20 protein-coding genes are annotated in these 19,700 nt (G+C 50.2%); 17 read left to right on the plus strand and 3 right to left on the minus strand.

The window, feature by feature from the left end; translation table 11 throughout:
* Nucleotides 1-106 precede the first annotated feature (106 nt).
* The 13 genes from K7399_RS15555 (at nt 107) to K7399_RS15615 (ending at nt 13,257) form a co-directional block, all read left to right on the plus strand.
* Complete coding sequence (locus K7399_RS15555) at nt 107-919, plus strand: flagellar hook-basal body protein (RefSeq protein WP_223362617.1); 813 nt, start codon at nt 107-109, stop codon at nt 917-919.
* A gap of 22 nt (nt 920-941) precedes the next feature.
* Nucleotides 942-1,775, plus strand: coding sequence for a flagellar hook-basal body protein (locus K7399_RS15560; RefSeq protein WP_223362377.1), 834 nt, complete (start codon nt 942-944; stop codon nt 1,773-1,775).
* Between the two features lie 14 nt (nt 1,776-1,789).
* Nucleotides 1,790-2,128, plus strand: a complete 339-nt coding sequence (locus K7399_RS15565; protein WP_010027163.1) for a DNA-directed RNA polymerase subunit beta — start codon at nt 1,790-1,792, stop codon at nt 2,126-2,128.
* Between the two features lie 33 nt (nt 2,129-2,161).
* Nucleotides 2,162-2,593 (plus strand): 3-hydroxyacyl-ACP dehydratase FabZ, encoded by a 432-nt coding sequence (gene fabZ / locus K7399_RS15570; protein WP_223362378.1) that lies wholly within the window; start codon nt 2,162-2,164, stop codon nt 2,591-2,593.
* A gap of 256 nt (nt 2,594-2,849) precedes the next feature.
* Nucleotides 2,850-3,356 (plus strand): thioredoxin domain-containing protein, encoded by a 507-nt coding sequence (locus tag K7399_RS15575; RefSeq protein WP_223362379.1) that lies wholly within the window; start codon nt 2,850-2,852, stop codon nt 3,354-3,356.
* A gap of 493 nt (nt 3,357-3,849) precedes the next feature.
* Nucleotides 3,850-4,959 (plus strand): GerAB/ArcD/ProY family transporter, encoded by a 1,110-nt coding sequence (locus tag K7399_RS15580; RefSeq protein ID WP_223362380.1) that lies wholly within the window; start codon nt 3,850-3,852, stop codon nt 4,957-4,959.
* 15 nt (nt 4,960-4,974) lie between these two features.
* On the plus strand, nt 4,975-6,516 hold the full coding sequence (locus tag K7399_RS15585; protein WP_223362381.1) for a spore germination protein: 1,542 nt from the start codon (nt 4,975-4,977) through the stop codon (nt 6,514-6,516).
* A complete protein-coding gene (locus tag K7399_RS15590) occupies nt 6,513-7,667 on the plus strand; it encodes a Ger(x)C family spore germination protein (protein ID WP_223362382.1) in 1,155 nt (384 codons plus the stop codon). The genes K7399_RS15585 and K7399_RS15590 overlap by 4 nt, the downstream gene beginning before the upstream one ends.
* Nucleotides 7,668-7,882: 215 nt before the next feature.
* A complete protein-coding gene (locus K7399_RS15595; protein ID WP_223362383.1) occupies nt 7,883-9,112 on the plus strand; it encodes an MFS transporter in 1,230 nt (409 codons plus the stop codon).
* Between the two features lie 11 nt (nt 9,113-9,123).
* Nucleotides 9,124-9,900, plus strand: coding sequence for an IclR family transcriptional regulator (locus K7399_RS15600; RefSeq protein WP_223362384.1), 777 nt, complete (start codon nt 9,124-9,126; stop codon nt 9,898-9,900).
* 403 nt (nt 9,901-10,303) lie between these two features.
* Nucleotides 10,304-11,563, plus strand: a complete 1,260-nt coding sequence (locus K7399_RS15605; protein WP_223362385.1) for a Zn-dependent hydrolase — start codon at nt 10,304-10,306, stop codon at nt 11,561-11,563.
* A 6-nt stretch (nt 11,564-11,569) separates the two neighbouring features.
* Nucleotides 11,570-12,352: a dihydroorotate dehydrogenase electron transfer subunit gene (locus K7399_RS15610; RefSeq protein ID WP_223362386.1), complete on the plus strand. Its 783-nt coding sequence runs from the start codon at nt 11,570-11,572 to the stop codon at nt 12,350-12,352.
* Entirely contained in the window at nt 12,349-13,257 is a 909-nt protein-coding gene (locus tag K7399_RS15615; RefSeq protein ID WP_223362387.1) for a dihydroorotate dehydrogenase, read from the plus strand. Before K7399_RS15610 ends, K7399_RS15615 begins: the two co-directional genes overlap by 4 nt.
* Here the strand turns inward: K7399_RS15615 and K7399_RS15620 are convergent.
* Nucleotides 13,250-13,465 carry a hypothetical protein gene (locus tag K7399_RS15620; RefSeq protein WP_223362388.1) on the minus strand — a complete coding sequence of 72 codons (216 nt, stop codon included), beginning with the start codon at nt 13,463-13,465 and terminating at the stop codon, nt 13,250-13,252. The two genes, K7399_RS15615 and K7399_RS15620, sit on opposite strands and share 8 nt — an antisense overlap.
* A 103-nt stretch (nt 13,466-13,568) precedes the next feature.
* Between K7399_RS15620 and allB the strand changes: the two genes are divergently transcribed.
* On the plus strand, nt 13,569-14,963 hold the full coding sequence (allB, locus tag K7399_RS15625) for an allantoinase AllB (RefSeq protein WP_223362389.1): 1,395 nt from the start codon (nt 13,569-13,571) through the stop codon (nt 14,961-14,963).
* 79 nt (nt 14,964-15,042) lie between these two features.
* Here the strand turns inward: allB and K7399_RS15630 are convergent, their stop codons facing one another.
* Nucleotides 15,043-15,513 (minus strand): hypothetical protein, encoded by a 471-nt coding sequence (locus K7399_RS15630; RefSeq protein ID WP_223362390.1) that lies wholly within the window; start codon nt 15,511-15,513, stop codon nt 15,043-15,045.
* A 334-nt stretch (nt 15,514-15,847) separates the two neighbouring features.
* Here K7399_RS15630 and K7399_RS15635 point away from each other — a divergent pair, with 334 nt between their 5' ends.
* The 3 genes from K7399_RS15635 to K7399_RS15645 all read left to right on the plus strand — a co-directional run bounded on the left by K7399_RS15635 (nt 15,848) and on the right by K7399_RS15645 (nt 18,215).
* On the plus strand, nt 15,848-17,119 hold the full coding sequence (locus tag K7399_RS15635; RefSeq protein ID WP_223362391.1) for an AAA family ATPase: 1,272 nt from the start codon (nt 15,848-15,850) through the stop codon (nt 17,117-17,119).
* Nucleotides 17,116-17,748, plus strand: a complete 633-nt coding sequence (locus K7399_RS15640; protein ID WP_223362392.1) for an RloB family protein — start codon at nt 17,116-17,118, stop codon at nt 17,746-17,748. Before K7399_RS15635 ends, K7399_RS15640 begins: the two co-directional genes overlap by 4 nt.
* 293 nt (nt 17,749-18,041) lie before the next feature.
* Complete coding sequence (locus tag K7399_RS15645; protein ID WP_223362393.1) at nt 18,042-18,215, plus strand: hypothetical protein; 174 nt, start codon at nt 18,042-18,044, stop codon at nt 18,213-18,215.
* Nucleotides 18,216-18,344: 129 nt separating this feature from the next.
* Here the strand turns inward: K7399_RS15645 and K7399_RS15650 are convergent, their stop codons facing one another.
* On the minus strand, nt 18,345-19,694 hold the full coding sequence (locus tag K7399_RS15650) for a TrkH family potassium uptake protein (RefSeq protein WP_010025925.1): 1,350 nt from the start codon (nt 19,692-19,694) through the stop codon (nt 18,345-18,347).
* Nucleotides 19,695-19,700 lie beyond the last annotated feature (6 nt).

Raw genomic sequence — 19,700 nt, forward strand, 5'->3', positions numbered from 1 at the left:
CGTGTAGCCCAAGATGCGGACAAGCCCATCGAAAAAGGTACGGCACCCGCTGCACCGGGCTACGAAAAGTCGGATTCGAAAACTAAAACGGGGCAGGTGAATGATCGTGATTCGAGGCATCTACACTTCAGCAGCTGGAATGATTGCGCAGCAAAGACGGCAGCAAACATTATCGAACAACTTGAACAATCTTGACACCCCGGGCTATAAAAGTGATCGAAGCAGCTTGAGGACCTTTCCGGAGCAGTTGATCGAGCGGCTCGGCGGGGACAATGAAACCAACCGTGAAGTGGGTTCGCTGGCAACCGGCGTCTATCAGGACGAGATGAACCCGGACTTTACACAAGGAACGGTGACGGAAACCGGAAAAGCGACCGATGTGGCACTGATCACATCAAGCCTGCCCGTCAATCCGCAGACCGGCGCGCAGGAAGGTGCCCTGCTGTTCAATGTGCGCACAACCGGCGGCGATCTGCGCTACACGCGTAACGGGCACTTTACCTTGAGCCCGGAAGGTTATCTGACCGACAGCTCCGGAAATCAAGTGCTCAGTTCCGCCGGACAACCGATCCAGCTACCGTCCGATGATTTTCAAGTTGCAGCCGACGGAACGATTCAAGCCGGCGGCAACAACTACGGACAAATTGGCGTCAGCTATGCGGCCGATACCAATCAGCTGGTCAAGGAAGGCGCCGGGCTGTTCCGCAGCACGAACGGCAACTTGCCGCAAGCCGCAGCGAACGTTCAGATCAACTATAATGTGAATCAAGGATTCGTTGAAGGGTCGAATGTACAGGCCGATCAGACCGTAACAGACATGATGGAAGCCTACCGATCCTTTGAAGCAAACCAGAAAGTGCTGCAAATCATTGACGGTACACTGGATAAAGCGGTCAATCAAATCGGCCGCGTGAACTAATCGATAAAGGCGGGTGAGTCGCGTGCAGCAGCAAATGATGGCTTCAGGGGTCTCGCTGGGACAGATCCAGCAGCAACTGGATACCGTGGCCAATAATATCGCGAATGTCGGAACAAACGGATACAAAAGCCGTGATGCCAAATTTGTCGATCTTCTTTTTCAGCAAATCGACAATTTGAATCCGGCCGATCAGGACCAAACCGATATGGCAAATCGACTGACGCCGAACGGCATTCGCAGCGGTTCCGGCGTTAAGGTCGGCGACATATCGCTGGATTTGTCCGCAGGAGCGATTAAAGAAACCGGCAATCCGCTTGACCTTGCATTAACGGATGCGCACCAATTCTTTACCGTTGACGGAGGCGGCGCAACCGCCTACACACGTGACGGCGCCTTTAACACTCAGCCCGATCCAGGCAATGCGAACCAGCTGCGGCTTCTGACGAAAAACGGCGCGGCTGTGCTTGACGCAGGCGGTCGGCCCATGACGATCCCAGCCCATTATCGGGACATTCGGATCAATCAAGCCGGACAAATCAATGTCACCTTGAACAACGGCACAACCGTTAATGCCGGCCAACTAGGCATCGTAACGATTAACCGCCCGCAGCTTCTCGAGAGCAGCGGCAATAACCAATACGCCCTGCCGAATTTGGCAACGCTTGGCATTGGCCTCAACCAAGTTGTTCAACCAACCGCAGGCAGTGTCACCCAAGGCAGCTTGGAAAATTCCAATGTTGATCTGACCAAAGAAATGGCCGATCTCATTAATTTGCAGCACAACTACCAGCTGAACGCGCGATCCGTGACCATCGGCGACCAGATGGCCGGATTGGTCAACGGTCTGCTGCGCTAAGCGAGGAATAAAGCATGGAACCAAACGAAAAGCTACATAATAAAAATAAAACCAATCCACCGGAAACGAGAAAAGCTGCCCGGCATCAGCGCAAGGCTGCACAAAAAGCAGAACGCAAAACGGAGAAGAAACGTCCGACTGAAGAACAAAAGCCGCTGTATAATCCGTTTTTCGCTTATAAAAAGCGCCGTTTCCCAATTTGGCAGCGCTTGATTGCTTTGATTTCACTTTGCTGCATTGCTCTGGTTGTCGGAGCAATGCTCGGTTACGGCGGGCTCGGGCACCGCAACCCGTTCGCCGTTTTCAATCCGGACACGTGGCAGCATATTTTCGATTTCTTCCGAACCGATTGAGCGAAAGGGGGAGAGGCGCAGCTGCGCCATCCTATGCTAACCATTGATGAGATAAAAAAGATTTTGCCACATCGTTATCCATTCCTGCTCGTTGACAAAGTGCTCGAAGTCGAAGACGGGAAGAAAGCGGTCGGTATTAAAAACGTAACCGTAAACGAACCATTCTTCCAAGGCCATTTTCCTGATTATCCGGTCATGCCCGGCGTCCTCATCGTTGAGGCACTCGCACAAGTCAGCGGCATCGCCGTCCTCAGCAAAGGCAAACAAGAAAACATGCTGACCCTGTACGCCGGAATCGACAAGTGCCGCTTCAAGCGCCAAGTACGGCCCGGAGACCAACTCAAACTGGAAGCAGAAATCCTCCGATTCCGCAGCGGATTCGCCAAAGCCAACGGCACCGCCAGCGTCGACGGCGAAATCGCCTGCGAAGCAGAAATGATGTTCGCACTCAAAGCAGCAGAATAAAAAAAGATCGCAGAGCACACATCTGCGATCTTTTTAATCAAAGAAGAATCGGTAAAGCGAAAGCCCGAGAAGTTAAAGCGAAATCCCGAAGTTAAAGCGAAAAGCCTGAAAGTTAAAGCAAAATCCCGAGAAGTTAAAGCGAAATCCGCGAGAGTTAAAGCGAAACTCATCTCAGTACTATAAGCATGAGATTAGAAGATAGCCAAAAATCGAGGAAGTATGATAAAGAATAACAAACAATAAGGGGGAATCATCCATGACACAACTCTCCGACACCGGATTTCATTTCGGCAATCCGGCAGCACCGATCAAATTGACCGTGTTCACCAACTTGGCTTGCCCACATTGCGCTGCATTTTTCACGAACAACGACCTGACTCCGTACTTTGAGAACAAACAGCTTGAACTCGTACTGAAATTCTTCGACAAGCCAAAAATCGGCCTGCTCAAAGGCAACCTCGTTCATCTGTTCTTGGACTACAATCAACAGGAAAAAATCAACCCGATTATTTTACAACTGTTCAAGGATCAATCCGAGTGGAAAAAACTGAGCGATGACGCATTGAAAACCACGCTCAAAGAAAAATATGGACTGGATGTCCATCCGGAAAATACAGATTATAGCTTGACGATTGCCAAAGAAGCGATCGACTTCAACGCAACCTCGGTACCAACCGCGCTGATCAGCATCAATGGAGAGGCGCCAAAAAAAATCAATCAAGACGAATTGAAAGAGACCCTTGAATCTGTTCCCGCAAACTAAAAGAATGAAAATGAAGGCCGAGCGACTGAGCTCGGCCTTTCCATTTATAGGGAGTGAAGCAACTCGGGGATCCGAGTTGCAGCCGAAAAATGAACCCTTTAAAAGTAGAACCGAAACCCTCCCCTCACCAAGTGATAGTGCCTTCACAAAAATTAAAAACGAATTCCGATCATAATCCGCTTGCCATTCCTAAAATAAAATCCATCTGATCAGAACATATTAATAAATAAGTCATTTTGAACGCGCAGTCATTCCAGCAGTCATTCTATCAGTACGGGCCTAAATTCTGGTATCAGCATTTTTTTGCGATCAGTACCCTCATGTCTTTCTTTGGCTGCTGATCATCCGAAGTTTTTCACGCTTGTTTCTTGTGTATTCTTTTGTATTAGCCCTAATTCGCGGATTGGTCCGCAGGCGTTTTTTGCGATCGGTCAGTCATTTAATCGGGTTTTTTGACGGGTTATTGCAGACTTTTCTTGAAGGTTGTGGGTGAATGATTCAATCAGAAAGAATCTCGATCTTTCAATTCTATCTGCCGATTTATGTGGGGATCATTACGACCAGTGTGTTGACGATGCCGCTGGTGCTTTACCAAGCTGCGGAGCAGAATCTGTGGCTGCCGCTGATTGTCGGGTCGCTCAGTGGCTATTTGGCGGTGGCGATTGTGTCCTATCTTTATCATTGTTATCCGCAGCAGACCATTATTGAAATTTTGCAGCAGCGGATGGGGCGCTTTGTCGGCACATTGTTTGCAGTTCTCCTGATCATTTGTTTGGCTTTTCAAGGAGGATTTATCACGCGCGAGTACCAGGTGTACTTGTCGATCAACTTCTATCAATTCATGCCGCATTTCGTGTTGATCGGCTTGATGCTGGCCGTTGCTTTGTATGCGATCCGTCAAGGGATTGAAGTGCTGGTCCGCTGTACGGTTCTGTTTGCGCCGCTCATTCTTGCGGTTTACCTCTTGATCTGTGTTTTGATTGTTCCTGAGCTTTCAGCCGATCGGCTATTGCCGCTGTTTGATCACGGCATTTGGGCGCCGCTTAGAGGGACGCTGCTTCCTGCGGTTTCCTTTAGCCAATTTATCTGGGGCGCCTTCTACATGCCTGCTGTATCGGTTCCGGCGAAAAAAATGTTTACAAGCGGCTGCTGGTTTGTCTTGGCGGTCACGCTCACGCTCTTGATCATTTTTGCCGTTGTGGTCTGTTTTCTCGGCGATGCGACGTTGCAGTCACTTTATCCTTTCGCTATGGTGGAGCGCTATGTACAGATCACCGGGATTCTGGAACGAAGCTCCGCATTTTTCATGATCGTTTGGCTGCTCGGTGTGTTTGTGAAAACCGCTACGCTGCTGTTCATCTTGAATCTAGCAGTGGCGCAAACGTTTCATCGGCAAAGTTACGTGCGCACTGCATTGCCGGTTGTCGTCTTATTTTTCTTTACTGTTCTTGTACTGTTTCCGACAAGCGAAAGTCTGCTGCATCAGGGACACGTGCTTCTCTACACATGCAGCATTGCCGGCAATCTCGTGATTCCGCTCGTGACCGCTTTTTATCTATTTTTTTATCGAAAGATGACGGGCAAAGCGCGCAGTGAACCCTGAAAGGAGGAATCCGTCGTGTTCCAATGGATGCGCAAGATGCGAAAACAGCGCAGGAAGCCTTGGCAAGAGGTACTGGTCGATGAAGAAGGAATGAAAAAAGTGAGTGCCAGTGTGAAAAAAAATAAACAGATCCTTGAACACGCGTATCATGCGTGCGCCGATCTGATCATTCGTTCGTTTGCGACGAAAGACAGCGTGGAAAACAACATGCTGATCGCTTATCTCGGCGGGACAGCCAACGTCGAGGAAATCAACGAACATGTCATGAAGGGGCTTCAATCGAGCAATCGGCCGCTTGATGGACTTAAAGCGCTGGAACAATCGGTAGCGATCACCGATACGAAGAAAATTCACACGTTCAATGATGTGTTCATAAATATCGCTGATGGCAAACCGGTCTTGTTTGCCGAGGGCATCAATACGGCACTGTCCCTAGGCATGAGCAAATGGGCGACACGTGCTGTTGAAGATACGCAGACCGAGCCGGTGATTCGCGGTGCGAAGGAAGGCTTTGTCGAATCGATGCAAGTTAACGTCACCCTGCTGCGCAAGCGTATCCGTACCCCACGTCTGAAATTGAAAACACTGGTCATCGGCGATTACTCGCGCACTCAGGTCGCCTTACTCTACATCGACGGACTTTGCGATCCCGAGCTGCTGAAAGAAGTCAAGAAACGCATCAACGGCATCCATATTGACGGCGTCTGGGACGGCGGCATGGTGCAAGAACAAATTCAAGACAATCAGCGCAGCGTTTTTCCGCAAATCCTGACGACCGAACGACCGGATGTCGTCTGCGCGTCACTTCTTGACGGGAAGTGCAGCCTGATCTTTGAGGGCAGTCCGAACGCCTTGATTCTGCCGACAACCTTTTTCGCTTTTATGCAATCACCGGAGGACTATTATGTTGGCTACATGATCAGCAGTCTATTACGTATGCTCCGTTTTGGTTTCCTACTGATCGCGCTGCTCGCGCCGGCGTTTTATATCGCGATCGTCACCTTCCATCAAGAGATGATTCCGACAACGTTGATTATGGCGATGGCCTCAATGCGCGAACAAGTGCCGTTTCCTGCACTCGTTGAGGCCCTGGTTATGGAAGTCACCTTCGAAGGGCTGCGCGAAGCCGGCGTCCGTCTGCCGCGCCAAGTCGGCCAAGCGATCAGTATTGTTGGCGCACTGGTGATTGGGCAAGCGGCGATTATGGCCAGCCTTGTTTCGCCGGCGATGGTGATCATTGTCTCAATCACGGCAATTGCTTCGTTCATGATCCCGCATTACGAACTGTCGATCGCTGTGCGCATTCTACGCTTTCCGATTATGATCATTGCCAGCATGGTGGGTTTGTTTGGCGTGGTCTTGTCGGTCATCGTGATCGTCGTGCACCTTGCTTCATTACGTTCCTTTGGAACCCCCTACCTTGAACCGCTGGCCCCATTTAAGAAACAAGGAGCGGGCGACAGCATCATCCGCAAACGCATTCAGAACCAGAACATTCGTCAGCATATGACCGGAAAAACATGGAACAAACAGCGCAGATGGAAGGAGAAAACATGATGAGGAAAATGCTCATGTTTCTGCCGATCATCGGCTTAGTCGCATCGCTGCTGAGCGGTTGCGAGGATCGTAATGAACTTGAGGATTTGGCACTGGTCATGGGCATCGGGATCGATAAGACTGAAGACCAGCAGATCCAAGTCTCGCTTCAATTTTTTCTGCCTCAGGGAAGCGGACAAAGCGGAGGCAGCCAAACGCAGTCTAAAGGGGCTGGCGGTGCCAATCAATCGTTCATTGCTACAGAAAGCGGTGAGACGATCAGCGATGCTGTAAATAAAATTGCCAAACGGATGTCGCGGCGCATTTATTTTTCACACAATGCGGTCGTGATCATCGCCAAGAAAATGGCACGGCGTCATCTCAACCAAGTGATTGACTACTGCCAGCGCACACGCGAAATTCGCCAACGGACGCTTCTCTTTATTACCGATGAATCGATGCCGAAAATTTTAAGTTACCAATCCGTTCTTGAGAAAACGTCGTCCATTTCTCTGATGAAGGGCGAGGAGAAGCACCTAAACCTCATTACGACCATCCATGATGTCCTACTCATGAGAACACGACCGAATCAGCCGATGGCGCTTCCGATGATCAAGATACGCGAGGACTCCTATGATCCGCGCCAACAGGTGACGAAGATTGTCGGCTCTGTATTGTTTGCCAATCAAAAGATGGTGGGCATGATGAATCCGGAACGAACGATGGGCTTGTTAATGAGCAACGGAGAATTTAGAAACAATACGTTCACATTCAAACCAAAAGGGAACAAGGGCAGACTTTCGATAAATATCCAAGACATCCAACTCCGAGCCGTTCCAACCATCAATCACGGGCGCTGGCAGCTCTCCATCCATTTGAGCGGTAATGGCATATTGCAGGAAAACACAACGGTACTCAATCCGCTGAACGCGCGCGACCGACGCCGGATCGAGCAGCAAACCGAAGCATACCTCGCATCACTGATTACCAAGGGCTTTAAACAAAGCCAACACGTTGGCAGCGATGTCTACATGACGTACGAAGTGTTCGAGCGCAGCTATCCACGTGAATGCCAACGCGCCCGAGAGCATTGGGCGACCGTATATCCGAACATTCATCTCTCGGTACATCCGCAGATTCAACTGTTGCATTCCGGAGCGAGCAACAGCTGACCCTAAGGAAACGTCGAAAAAGGACACATTATGTAGAAAAACAAAAAACATTGTCAGAATATCTTACATAAGTGTCTTTCTCATCGAAAAATCGAGCTAGAATAAGGACATGCATTTATTTTTGTTTGGTCAAAAAAGAAACACCGTTCCACTCAATGGAACAACAGAGCGCACAGTATAGAAAAATACATTTTGGGGTGAAGGGTGAGAGACGAATGACAGAGACAACCAGCAAGTTGCAAGAAGAGGAAAAGGTGGGCCCTTATCAACACCAGGCGCTTTGGGCATCGATTGTCGGCTATGCGATGGACGGTCTGGATATGATGATTCTTTCCTTTGTTCTGCCATTAATTATTGCGTATTACAGTTTGAACCCCGCTCAGGCGGGAAGTATTTCAACCATTACAATGCTAGGGGTTGTGGTCGGCGGTTATTTGTTCGGGATCCTTGCCGACAGCTACGGACGTGTGCGCGTGTTTACATGGACGATCCTCATTTTCTCCGTGTTTACCGGTCTTTGCGCGTTTGCACCGAATTTTGAAACGTTTAACATCTTCCGCTTTCTCTCCGGACTGGGTCTCGGCGGAGAATTCGGCATCGGCATGACCCTGGTAACAGAGACATGGCCGAAGAAACTGCGGACACGCGCAACCTCCTATGTCGCGCTTGGCTACCAGGGCGGGACGATTCTCGCCACATTGATGGCAGCATTCATTGCGCCGCATTTCGGCTGGAAAGGCGTATTCCTTGTCGGCGTCGTTCCCGCACTGCTTGCTTGGTGGTCGCGTCGCAATTTGAAAGAACCGGAAATCTGGCTGAAGTCAAAGGGTGAAAAGAAATCATCCATTTCGATTGTTGAACTGTTCAAGGGCTGGCGCATTACCGGAACAACGCTCGGCTTGATTATCATTTGCAGCGTGCAGAACTTCGGCTATTTCGGCATCATGAACTGGATGCCGACCATGCTCGCTCAGCAGCACCACTACACGATTAACGGAACCGTAGTTTGGACCATTTCCACCGTTGTCGGCATGGTGCTGGGCATCATTGTTTTCGCTTGGCTTGCCGATACATGGGGACGCAAACCGGCCTACATGACGTTCCAAATCTGCGCCGCGCTGATCGTCTGGATTTATTTCCAAATTGGCAATCCAACGTTACTGGTTGCACTTGGATCGGTACTCGGGTTCTTCGTTAACGGTATGATGGGCGGTTACGGCGCGCTGCTTGCCGAGCATTATGCGACAAGCGCCCGCTCCACAGCGGAAAATATTATTTTCAACACCGGGCGCTTTTTCGGCAGCTTCGGGCCGCTGATCATCGGATTCATGGCCCTCAATCACTCACTTAGTGCGGCGCTCGGTACGATCTCCGTTGTTTATATCCTGGCCGCCGTATCGATGTTCCTGCTTGTCCCGGAAACAAAGGGTAAGGATCTTGCTTAATAAAGGACGTGATGACCATCGAATGGATGGACCGCTTTGTTAAATTGATGGATGTAATCAGCGACTGTCCGGCCGGCGGTATCGGCATTACCGAGCTTTCCAAACAAACGCTGCTCAGCAAAGGGAGCTTACACCGCATGCTGCAGAACATGTGCGGCTATCACTTGGTGGTTCAGAGCGCGGAAACAAAGAAATATATGCTGGGACCTAAAGCAATGAGTTGGGGCAGTACATTTTTGCAAAACCGCGACCCGGTTGGGCTGTTGGCGCAGTATTGCAAGCAGGTTGGCGATGAAACCGGCCTCTATGCCTTTATTTGCCGCTATCAGGCCAATGAAGTGTTCTGCACGCATACGCATCAACCGCTAAGCACCGGCGCGAACTTCTTTGTCCATGTCGGTCAACGCATGCCGCTAAATGCGGCGGCTGGCGCGCAGATTATTCTCGCGTATCAGCCCGATGAAGTCATTGACGGGATGCTGGAGAAAGAAGCGCTCCACCCGTACACGCCGTATACATTGACGGATCCGGACCAGCTGCGCCGCAAGATTGAGCAAGCGCGGCAAACCGGCGAAGCCTACTGCAAGCAAGAACTAGAGCTTGGCACGTCAGCACTTTCCGTACCGATTTTTCATTGCAAAAATCAAGCGCTGATCAGCATGAGCCTTGTCGGCAAGCAGCATTCTTTTGACGAAAATAAAGATCAAATAAGCAAAGCCTTGCACCAAGCCGCAGACCAAGCCAGTGATCATCTGAGCGCGATGCAGGCACTGAGCTCACTTTTTTAATAGGTAAAGACAGTGTGTGATTTTTGGTCGCGCAAAAAGCCAGTGTCTTGACCAAGAATCAAAGCGGAGGTGTTCTGGCGCCTGCGGGATCGCGCCTTGTTGATGCGTGGGCGAGGGCACCGCAGATTCCTGCCTGTCTGAGGGGGCTTCCTGGAGGCACGCGGTCGTGCCCTGTTGATGCGAGCAGCTGAAGTGTTGTTCAAGCATATAGTTGATGAATGATGATGGAACAGCATCGCGTGTCATAACGAATGAACAATCCAAGCGATCACTGATTTTCTTAAAACAACAAAATGAGCAAAGTGCCGGATGTTTGAGCGATTCGTCTCGCAGGACACCGGTACTTTTCCTTCACAAGATAGAGACAGATTCTAAAAGCAACACGTAAGGATGGCGATGGCGAATGGTTGACACGCAGCGAGTGAAACAAACAATGCGCGTGCTTGCACAGATTGGAAGAACAGACCGCGGGATGATGCGGCTCGCTTACAGCAAAGCAGAAGAGCAGGCGACAAATTATCTGATCGAACAGTGCCAAGCGGCAGGATTAACGGTACGCGTCGATTCAGTCGGCAATGTGATCGCCCGCAGGCAAGGCCGTTGTCAGGAACTTCCGGCAATTGGCATCGGCTCGCATCTGGATACGGTCTATGAAGGCGGCACTTACGACGGCACACTCGGCGTACTGGCCGCACTGGAAGTCCTGCGCGACCTGAATGCGCGCGGAATCGAAACGATGCGCCCGATCGAGCTGTTTTCCTTTGCCTGCGAGGAGTCGGCGCGATTCGGCTTCTCGCAAATCGGCAGCAAAGCGCTTGCCGGCCTCATTGAGCAAAAGGATATTGCCGCGCTCACCGATAAAGAGGGGACGCCGATTCAAACGGTTTTTGCCAAGCGCGGCCTTGACTTCAGCAAGCTCGAGGAGGCACGGCTGCCAAGAAATAGATTGGCAGCTTTTCTGGAACTGCATATTGAGCAAGGACCAATGCTTGAGGCGAAAAATCGGTCGATCGGCGTGGTGAGCGGCATCGCGGCGCCGACGCGTTTCAGCATTTGCGTCAAAGGCCATGCGGCCCATTCCGGGTCAACACCGATGAATCAACGCCATGATGCGTTGATCGGTGCCGCAGAAATCACCTTGGAACTGGAAAAGGAGGCACGCCGTGAGATGGCGCATGGTACGGTGGCCACCGTCGGCGATATTGAAATTGCACCGGGGGCGATGAATGTCGTGCCGGGCGAGACCCATATCAAGGTCGATATCCGCAGCATTTCCCGCGCGTCGAAAGCCCGTGTCGTTCAATTCCTGTATGAGCTCATGGAGCATCTGCGCCAAACGCGCCGGCTGGAAATTACCTGCAGGATGCTGAGTGATGAAACGCCGGTGCAGATGGATGAAGCCCTGATCGAAACGTTTGAGTCGGTCTGCCGCAGCAAGAACATTGCGTCGATGCGGATGCCAAGCGGGGCCGGGCACGACACGATGAACATGGCCGCGCTCTGCCCGGTTGGCATGGTTTTCGTTCCCTCAACCGGCGGCATCAGCCATCATCCCGATGAACACACCAATTTGAGCGACATCATCACCGGCATCGACGTTCTCGAATCGGCCGTGCTTGAATGCGCCGGCAATGCCGCCCCAACAGAAAGCAGGTGCAGCTAAAGACCAATGAAACTCTTCAATGCGAAAATAATCGCCAACCGCCCGATCAATGCCCGTTACTGGCACATGGTCCTCGATGCGTCGATGCTGGGTGAACACGTCGCACCCGGTCAATTCTTTCATCTTCAATGCGGCGATGCGCAGCAGAATCCACTGCGCCGTCCGCTCAGCGTCTTCCATTATCATCAAGCATCGGCAACTTTGGAATTTCTCTATCTTGTAAAAGGAAGCGGGACGCAGCAGATGGCCCAGCGCCGCCCCGGCGACTACATGAACTTGATTGGCCCGCTCGGACGCGGCTTCACGCTTCCGGAGCAGGGCGCCCTGCTGCTGATCGCCCGCGGTGTCGGTGTCGCCACCTTGCATGCGCTGGCACGCGAGGCACGCGCGCAAAACAAAGCGGTTCATGTTTTGCTCAGCGCACGAACAGCAAACGATCTACTGACAGCCGGCGCCTTGGAGGAAATCGGTGCCGTCGTCCACACCGTCACCGATCAGGAGGGCACAAGCGACTTGCAACAGGTGCGGCAACGTTTGGAGCAGTTAATCCGTGACGAGAAAATTGGTGCGCTGTACAGCTGCGGCTCGCGCCGGTTGAGCAAGTTGGCTCAGGACTTGGCGGAAAAGTACCACTTGAAAGGAGAGCTTGCAATCGAAGCACACATGGCTTGCGGCATCGGCGACTGCTACGCCTGCGCGTGCACGATCCGCAGCCAGGGACAGTTGAAAACGGCCCGCGTCTGCAGCGACGGACCGGTCTTTCCAATCGAACAGGTGGTGATCCAATGAGCGATCTGTCCGTGCCCATCGGAAAATTGATGTTGAAAAATCCGGTCATGCCCGCTTCCGGTACGTTCGGCGCAGAGCTCACGCCGCTGCTTGATATCAATCGGCTCGGTGCGCTTGTACCGAAAAGTGTCACCGTCTCTGCCCGTGACGGGAACCCATCGCCGCGGGTTTGCGAAACCAGCGCAAGCATGATCAACTCGATCGGCATTCAAAGCAAAGGAATTGACGACTACGTGACCCGCCTTTTGCCGGAGTACCGCAAATTCAGCCCGCCGCTGATCGCCAGCATTTCCGGGGAAACGATTCAAGAATATGAAACTTTAGCGGCCCGGCTGGATGCGCAGCCGGACGTTGCAGCACTTGAGCTCAACATCTCTTGTCCGAACTTGCGTGCGAATGGACAAGCGTTCGGCATGAGTGCTGAAGCAACCGCTCAGCTTGTGCGTACCGTTCGCGCAGTAACCGATAAAACGGTGATCGTAAAATTAACGCCCAATGTGACCCGGATCCAAGACATCGCCCAAGCCGCAGAACATGCCGGAGCCGATGCGCTGACCGTGGCCAATACCTTTCTGGCAATGGCGATCGATAGCGAAACGCGCAAACCACGCATCGGCAACCTTATGGGCGGCCTGTCCGGAGCCGCGGTCAAACCGCTTGTCGTCCGCCTCATCTATCAAGTCCATCAAGCGACCCGTCTGCCGATTATTGGCAGCGGCGGCGTCATGAACGGACAAGACGCGATCGAGATGATCCTCGCCGGCGCATCCGCCGTGCAGGTTGGCACCGCAACATTTATCCAACCGAACGCCATGACCACAATCATCGACGAAATCGACGATTATCTGAACCGTCATCAGATTGAGCATCTGACCGACCTCGTCGGGCAGGTGGATCTCAGTTAACGACCGTCGCGCCAAAAAAAGGCAGCCCGCAATCGCATAGGCGAAACATTGCACGCAGTGAAGCCGCGCGGCCGCAGTGAATCAAGGTCGACCCGCAGCGAATGGAGGTGCGCTGAATGAGGTTCGGAACGCCGAATCGTGCCCAAACCGCACCGAATTGCCCACTGTTAATGTGAGCAACCGGATTCCACACAATGCGCCACGCCAAAACGGTGTTCGCTCAGTTTCTGTGAATCAGCATCAAACACTTTTGCCATCGCACCGGAAAATCCCGTATAATTTAAGCAGACACACAGACGGAGGCGAAAGTCATGCACTGGGATCATCTCATCAAAAACGGAACCATCGTCACACCAAGCGAAACGTATCAAGCCAATCTCTACATAAAAGAAGGAAAAATCGCCGCAATCTCCAAAACAGCGCTTGAAGGAACGGCCGACCAGGAAACCGACGCGCGCGGCCAATACATACTGCCCGGGCTGATCGACGTCCATGTTCATTCGCGCGATCCGGGGCCAACCTACAAAGAGGATTTTTTCACCTCAACCCAAGCGGCGGCGGCCGGCGGGATCACCACGATCTTCGACATGCCGAACACGACACCGCCGACACGTGATGCCGCCAGCTATCACGCACAGGTGGACAACCTGACGCCGAAAGCCCATGTCGACTTCGGACTTTGGGGCATCGCGCTCGGGCCGATGAACAACGCCAGCCTGCCCGAACTCCATAACGCCGGCGTGATCGGCATCAAGTATTTCTGGGGCTACGCGGTCAACAAGAACACGTTCCAGCTCACCTATAACTACGAACCGGGCATGACCGACGTGCTGCCGCCGCTGTCCGACGGCGAGGTCTACCAAATTTTCCAAAACGTCGCCAAGACCGGCAATGTCCTCGCCATCCACGGCGAGGACAGCAGCCTGATCCAAGTGCTAACCGAGCAGGTGAAAAAGAGCGGACGCGACGATTACGAGGCCTTGCTCGACGGACGCCCGAACCTGGCCGAAGAAGTCACCGTACAAATGGGCACGGCCTTCTCACGCGCATCCGGCGCCAAACTGCATGTGCTCCATGTGACCACTGCCGAGGCAGTGGTCGCGATTCGTCGCGCGCAAGCCCAAGGCGCGCCGGTCAGCGCTGAAACCTGCCCGCACTACCTGTTCCTCAGCAACGAGGACTACCCAACCGTCGGCGCAGTAATGAAAATCTACCCGCCGGTTAAATACAAAAAAGACCAACAAGCGCTGTGGCAGGCGATCAATGACGGCACGATCACGATCATTTCATCCGACCATGCGCCGCATACAGCCGAAGAAAAATCCGGCAGCCTCTGGAAAATACCGGCCGGCATGCCGGGCACCGAAACGATGGCACCACTGATGCTGAACGCCGTTAACGAAGGCCGGCTCAGCCTGCAAAAACTGACGGCACTGATGTCGGAAAACCCGGCCAAACGCTTCGGTATTTACCCGCGGAAAGGCTCGCTCGAAGTCGGCACCGACGCCGACATCACGATCGTCGACCTAAACAAGGAAACAACGATCAAAGCCGCAAACCTACACAGCAAAAGCAAAGTAACCGCCTATGACGGCTGGCGCGTCAAAGGCATCCCGGTGCAAACCATCGTCCGCGGCGAAACAATCATGAAAAACGGCGAAATCATCCACAAACCGATGGGCCGAGTTATAAAACCTGGTAATTAAAAGAGAACACTGGTAAAGGGAAAAGGGCTCGCTAAATGAGCCCTTTTCCCTTTTTCATCGTTAATGCAGTTTGCTGCGTCTATTTGGTGTCGATACAAGCCCGAGTTATTACGACTTTTCGCGTTATCGTTACAACTTTCTGCAGTATCGTTACGATTTTTGCGACTAACGTTACAACTTCTCCTGGAATCGTTACAATTTCGTACCGCCTGCAACGATTCAATGAGTCACGGTCCAAAGCTTTTCGAGCATTGCCAATTTCCAATGCGCTAAGGCTGAAGTTGCGTACCTCCTCTTTGGTTAATTGAGGGGCGGACGAACTGATGCCGAGGATGTTGGTCAGGAACGAGCCCGGGATGACCGAAGTATCCAAGTCAATCATCGGGAAGTAGTGGTTCTTGCCGCAGACCGGATCCGCGTCAACCGCGTGGATCGGTGTGGTGACAAAATCGAAAGCTATGAAATGAATCTCGTCATCCGGTGTTGTGTTTAACAAGTCGCCGATGGTTGAAAAAATAGCAATGTGATGCGGGTCCGTCATTTTGACCATTTCGCAGATGCCGGGAACGATGCAACACGTCATTCCGATTGATCTGTAAGGAAAAGGCACGTTCCAGTTCACAGACAGTTTTCACAACCAAGGCGGCTATATCCTTCGTTCGAAGAAAGCTGATATATGTGTGACGCAGCACGATGAAGGAATGGAACAGAAACAACCAAGAAAAAGCTCGTTTCTCCTGAGACTTTTGCCTATTTTTGTTTATCTTGAAGTGATCAAAATTCGGTTAAAGTGAGAAAATATCTCAAAACATGTGTTTAATAGCTACCTAGTGTATATAATGGTATTACAAAGTGAGAAAATGTTGAAGGTTGAGGTGAAATATATGATTTTACAATTCAGTGTTGGAAACTTTCTATCCTTTAGGGATGAAGTGACCTTGAGTATGGTTGCCTCCAGAATTACAGAACACAAAGAAACGAATATAATTACACTGGATCACATGAAACTGTTGAAATCGGCAGTGATTTATGGAGCGAATTCGAGCGGGAAGAGTAATCTAATTAAGGCAATGGGCTTCATGAGAAATTTTGTTCAATCTTCCTCTAAAGAAGGGCAAATTGGAGAGGAAATTAGTGGAATAAAAAGCTTTAGGTTAAACACAGCGAATGTTACCAAACCAAGTTATTTTGAAATCGTCTTCTTTCATGAGGGAATGCAATATCGCTACGGATTCGAAGCAGATACAAAGGAAGTTAAAAGCGAGTGGCTGTATGCTGCACATCCAGGAAGAAAGGAAAAAGAACTTTTCTTTCGTGAAAATGGAGAAATAAGCGTTACCAAAGGATTTCAAGAAGGACAGGGGCTCGAAAAACGAACGAGAAGCAATGCACTGTTTCTATCAGTCGTTGCAAATTTGAATGGCGACATAGCAACCAGCATTCTTTTTTGGTTTAAAAATCTGCTCGTATTAGATGATCTCACAAACCATACGAGAAATTATACAATTCGTAAAATACTCGATGTCTCTTCAAAAGAAGAATTAATGATCTTGATAAACAAACTGGATTTGGGCATTGAGGATCTTATTGTAGAGGCTAAATCCATCCCACAAGAAATGTTAGAACTGCTCAAAAAAATAAATGGGAAAGTAGACCGATTTCCAACTGAACATCACAGCATCATCACAATGCATAAGCAATATGATTCAGAGAATCATTTTGTTGGATTAGAAAGATTCCAATTGACAGAAGAAGAGTCTGAAGGCACAAAGAAAATAGTAGCATTACTAGGACCAATTGTTGATGCACTAAACAAAGGTCAAATTTTAGTGGTTGATGAGTTGGATGCGAAGCTGCACCCCCTTATTACTCGATTTATCATTCGCTTGTTCCACTCAACGGAATTCAATAAAAAGAATGCACAGTTAGTTTTCAACTCGCACGATACGAATTTATTAAGCAAAGCGTTTTTCAGAAGGGACCAAATTTGGTTCACGGAGAAGGATACGTATGGCGCGACAGACTTGTATGCATTGTCTGACTTTAGTGTACGCAAAGATGCAAGCTATGAAAAAGATTATTTGCATGGAAAATATGGATCCATTCCCTATGTCGGAACTTTTGATTTCCTGGGTAAGGATGGAACCGATCAATGACTCATAGCAGAAGAGGTACCCGAGATCAAAAAGCATTTAGACGAAAAACAAGACAACGTGGTCCAGTAAAAGATTTAATTCTTATTGTTTGTGAGGGTAAGCAGACTGAACCAAACTATTTCGAGGCATTTCGATTAACCAATGTCGATGTTGTTGGGGCAGGTGCAGACCCGCTGACTGTTGTTGAACGAGCGAAGGAGATGGACCAACAACAGCATCGTCTTGGAAAAGATTATGACCAAATTTGGTGTGTCTTTGATCGTGATGAATTTCCTGCAGAACGATTTAACAATGCGATCTATGCGACAAGAAAATTAAATAAGTTCCATGCCGCCTACTCGAATGAGGCGTTTGAGTTATGGTACCTCCTGCATTTCGAATACCTTAATTCAGGAATTTCAAGACAAGATTATATCGAGAAACTGACGAAACATCTGGATCGCCGTTATGCGAAAAACGATCCGGCAATGTATCATTTGTTATTAGAGAATGGTGATCAAGAAAAAGCAATCAGTTACGCACAGCGACTGCTCAGATGCTATTCACAAGACAATCCAAGTGAGAATAAGCCATCGACAACCGTACATCAATTAGTACAAGTATTGAATCAATATAAGCACAGAAAATGATCGGGTAAACTTAACCACATGAGTAAACGGTCTGTCGTATTTTGAATTAACTGCAGCTTATGCAATAGTATTTAAATGAAAATGCGAAATTTTGGAAAGGTAGAAATACTTATTGTAGAATGTAAGAATACGAAAGGGATGGCTGTATTGGATAAAAAGATATTGAGCGTAAGCATTCTTCAGCGATACGAATTAATGGGTGTCAGGATGTACATTTAGAAGGAAATAGTTCCTTTGGATTTGATATAGGCATTGATATAACAAACTCAGAAGGAATAACCGCTTTAAATAACATGCATTACGAATCGTTTGAAGGATCACTTGATTTAAATAAGAATATTGAAGCAGCAAAAAAAGGAGATAAGAAAGCTATATCCTTTTTAAAAGATGTCTTGGAAAAAATAACTGTTGAAACGGTTGCAATTTCATATAAAGCCTATCTAAGTGCACATGGAATTGAAGTTTAATTTGCATGATCATGATATAACTAAACGATTTACCCTACAACAAAGCCACGATCGGATCACTCAGAATCGTGGCTTTTATCTTTATAGTAACAGGTGCAACGCTTGCGGGTGACGGATCCACAGGAATGCTCACCCTGTATAAATCTCCCCATCCGGATAGCGGATGTCGACGTGCGAACGTTTGGTGACGGAAAAGGCCATCGTCAGCGGTCCGACCTTGCCGAAGAACATCAAGAGCATGATCACAGCCTTGCCAAACGGCGATAAATCAGCGGTCGCGCCAATCGATTCACCGGCAGTCCCAAACGCCGAGATCACTTCAAACAAGATCACGAGAAACGGTTGATCCTCCGACAAGCAGAGCAGAAACAATCCGATCAGGACGACGATCAGCGAAATCGAGATGACCGATACGGCACGAATAATCACTTGATGACGGATTGTTCGCTTATTAATCACAACCTCGCGCCGCCCTTTCAGAAACGTCAGCATCTGCGCGAGCACGATCATGAACGTGGTCAGCTTAATCCCGCCGCTGGTCGACGTGCTGCCGGCGCCGATGAACATCATCAGCATCGTCAGCAGCAGCGATGCTTGGCTAAGGCCGGCGGGATCAAGCGTTGTAATCCCGGCGGTTCGCGGCGAGATGCCTTGGAAGAAGGCCGCCCACAGCTTGTCCACGAAGCTGAGCGGGCCAAGCGAATGCGGGTTGCCATATTCAATCACGAAAATGGCGAGCACCATGACGACGTTGATCACCAGTGTACCGGAAAGCATCACCTGTGCGTGAATGGACAGCTTGCGGAACCGGTGCGTGGACAGCAGCTCGGCCAGTACCGTAAAGCCGATCCCGCCAATTGTAATCATCGTAATCATCGTCAGATTGACAATCGGATCACCGAGGTAGCGGTTCATGCTGCCGGGAAATAGCGAGAAACCGGCTTGGTTGAACCCGCTAATCGAATGAAACAGGCTGTAATACAGACCCATACCCCAGCCGAAATCCGGCACGAAGCGGAAAGCAAGGAAGAACATCCCAACCAGCTCAATCGCAAACGAAACGATCAGAATCCAGCTGACGAGCCGAATCACGCCGCCAAGCGACGGCGCGTTCAATGCCTCCTGCATCAGCTGACGCTGGCGGATCGAGACTTTCTTGCCAAGCAAAATGACAAAGAAGACGGCAAAGGCCATGACGCCGATCCCGCCGATCTGGATCAATACCATCAGCACAACCTGCCCGAACAGCGTAAACGTCTCCGAAGGCTCAAACGGCGTCAGCCCGGTCACGGTCGATGCCGATGTGGAAAAAAACAGCGCATCGATCCAAGATAAGTGCCCGCGTGCCGCAATCGGCAGCTTCAGCAGCACCGTCCCGACGAGAATTAGGACGAACAGCAGCATCGACAAGAGTAGCGGCGGGTTCGTCGAGATCGCCCGCACATCCAATTTTTTCAACAAACGCTCAAACAGAACCATAGCCAA

This window comes from Sporolactobacillus terrae (genome assembly GCF_019930545.1).
Classification (GTDB): Bacteria; Bacillota; Bacilli; order Bacillales; family Sporolactobacillaceae; genus Sporolactobacillus; species Sporolactobacillus terrae.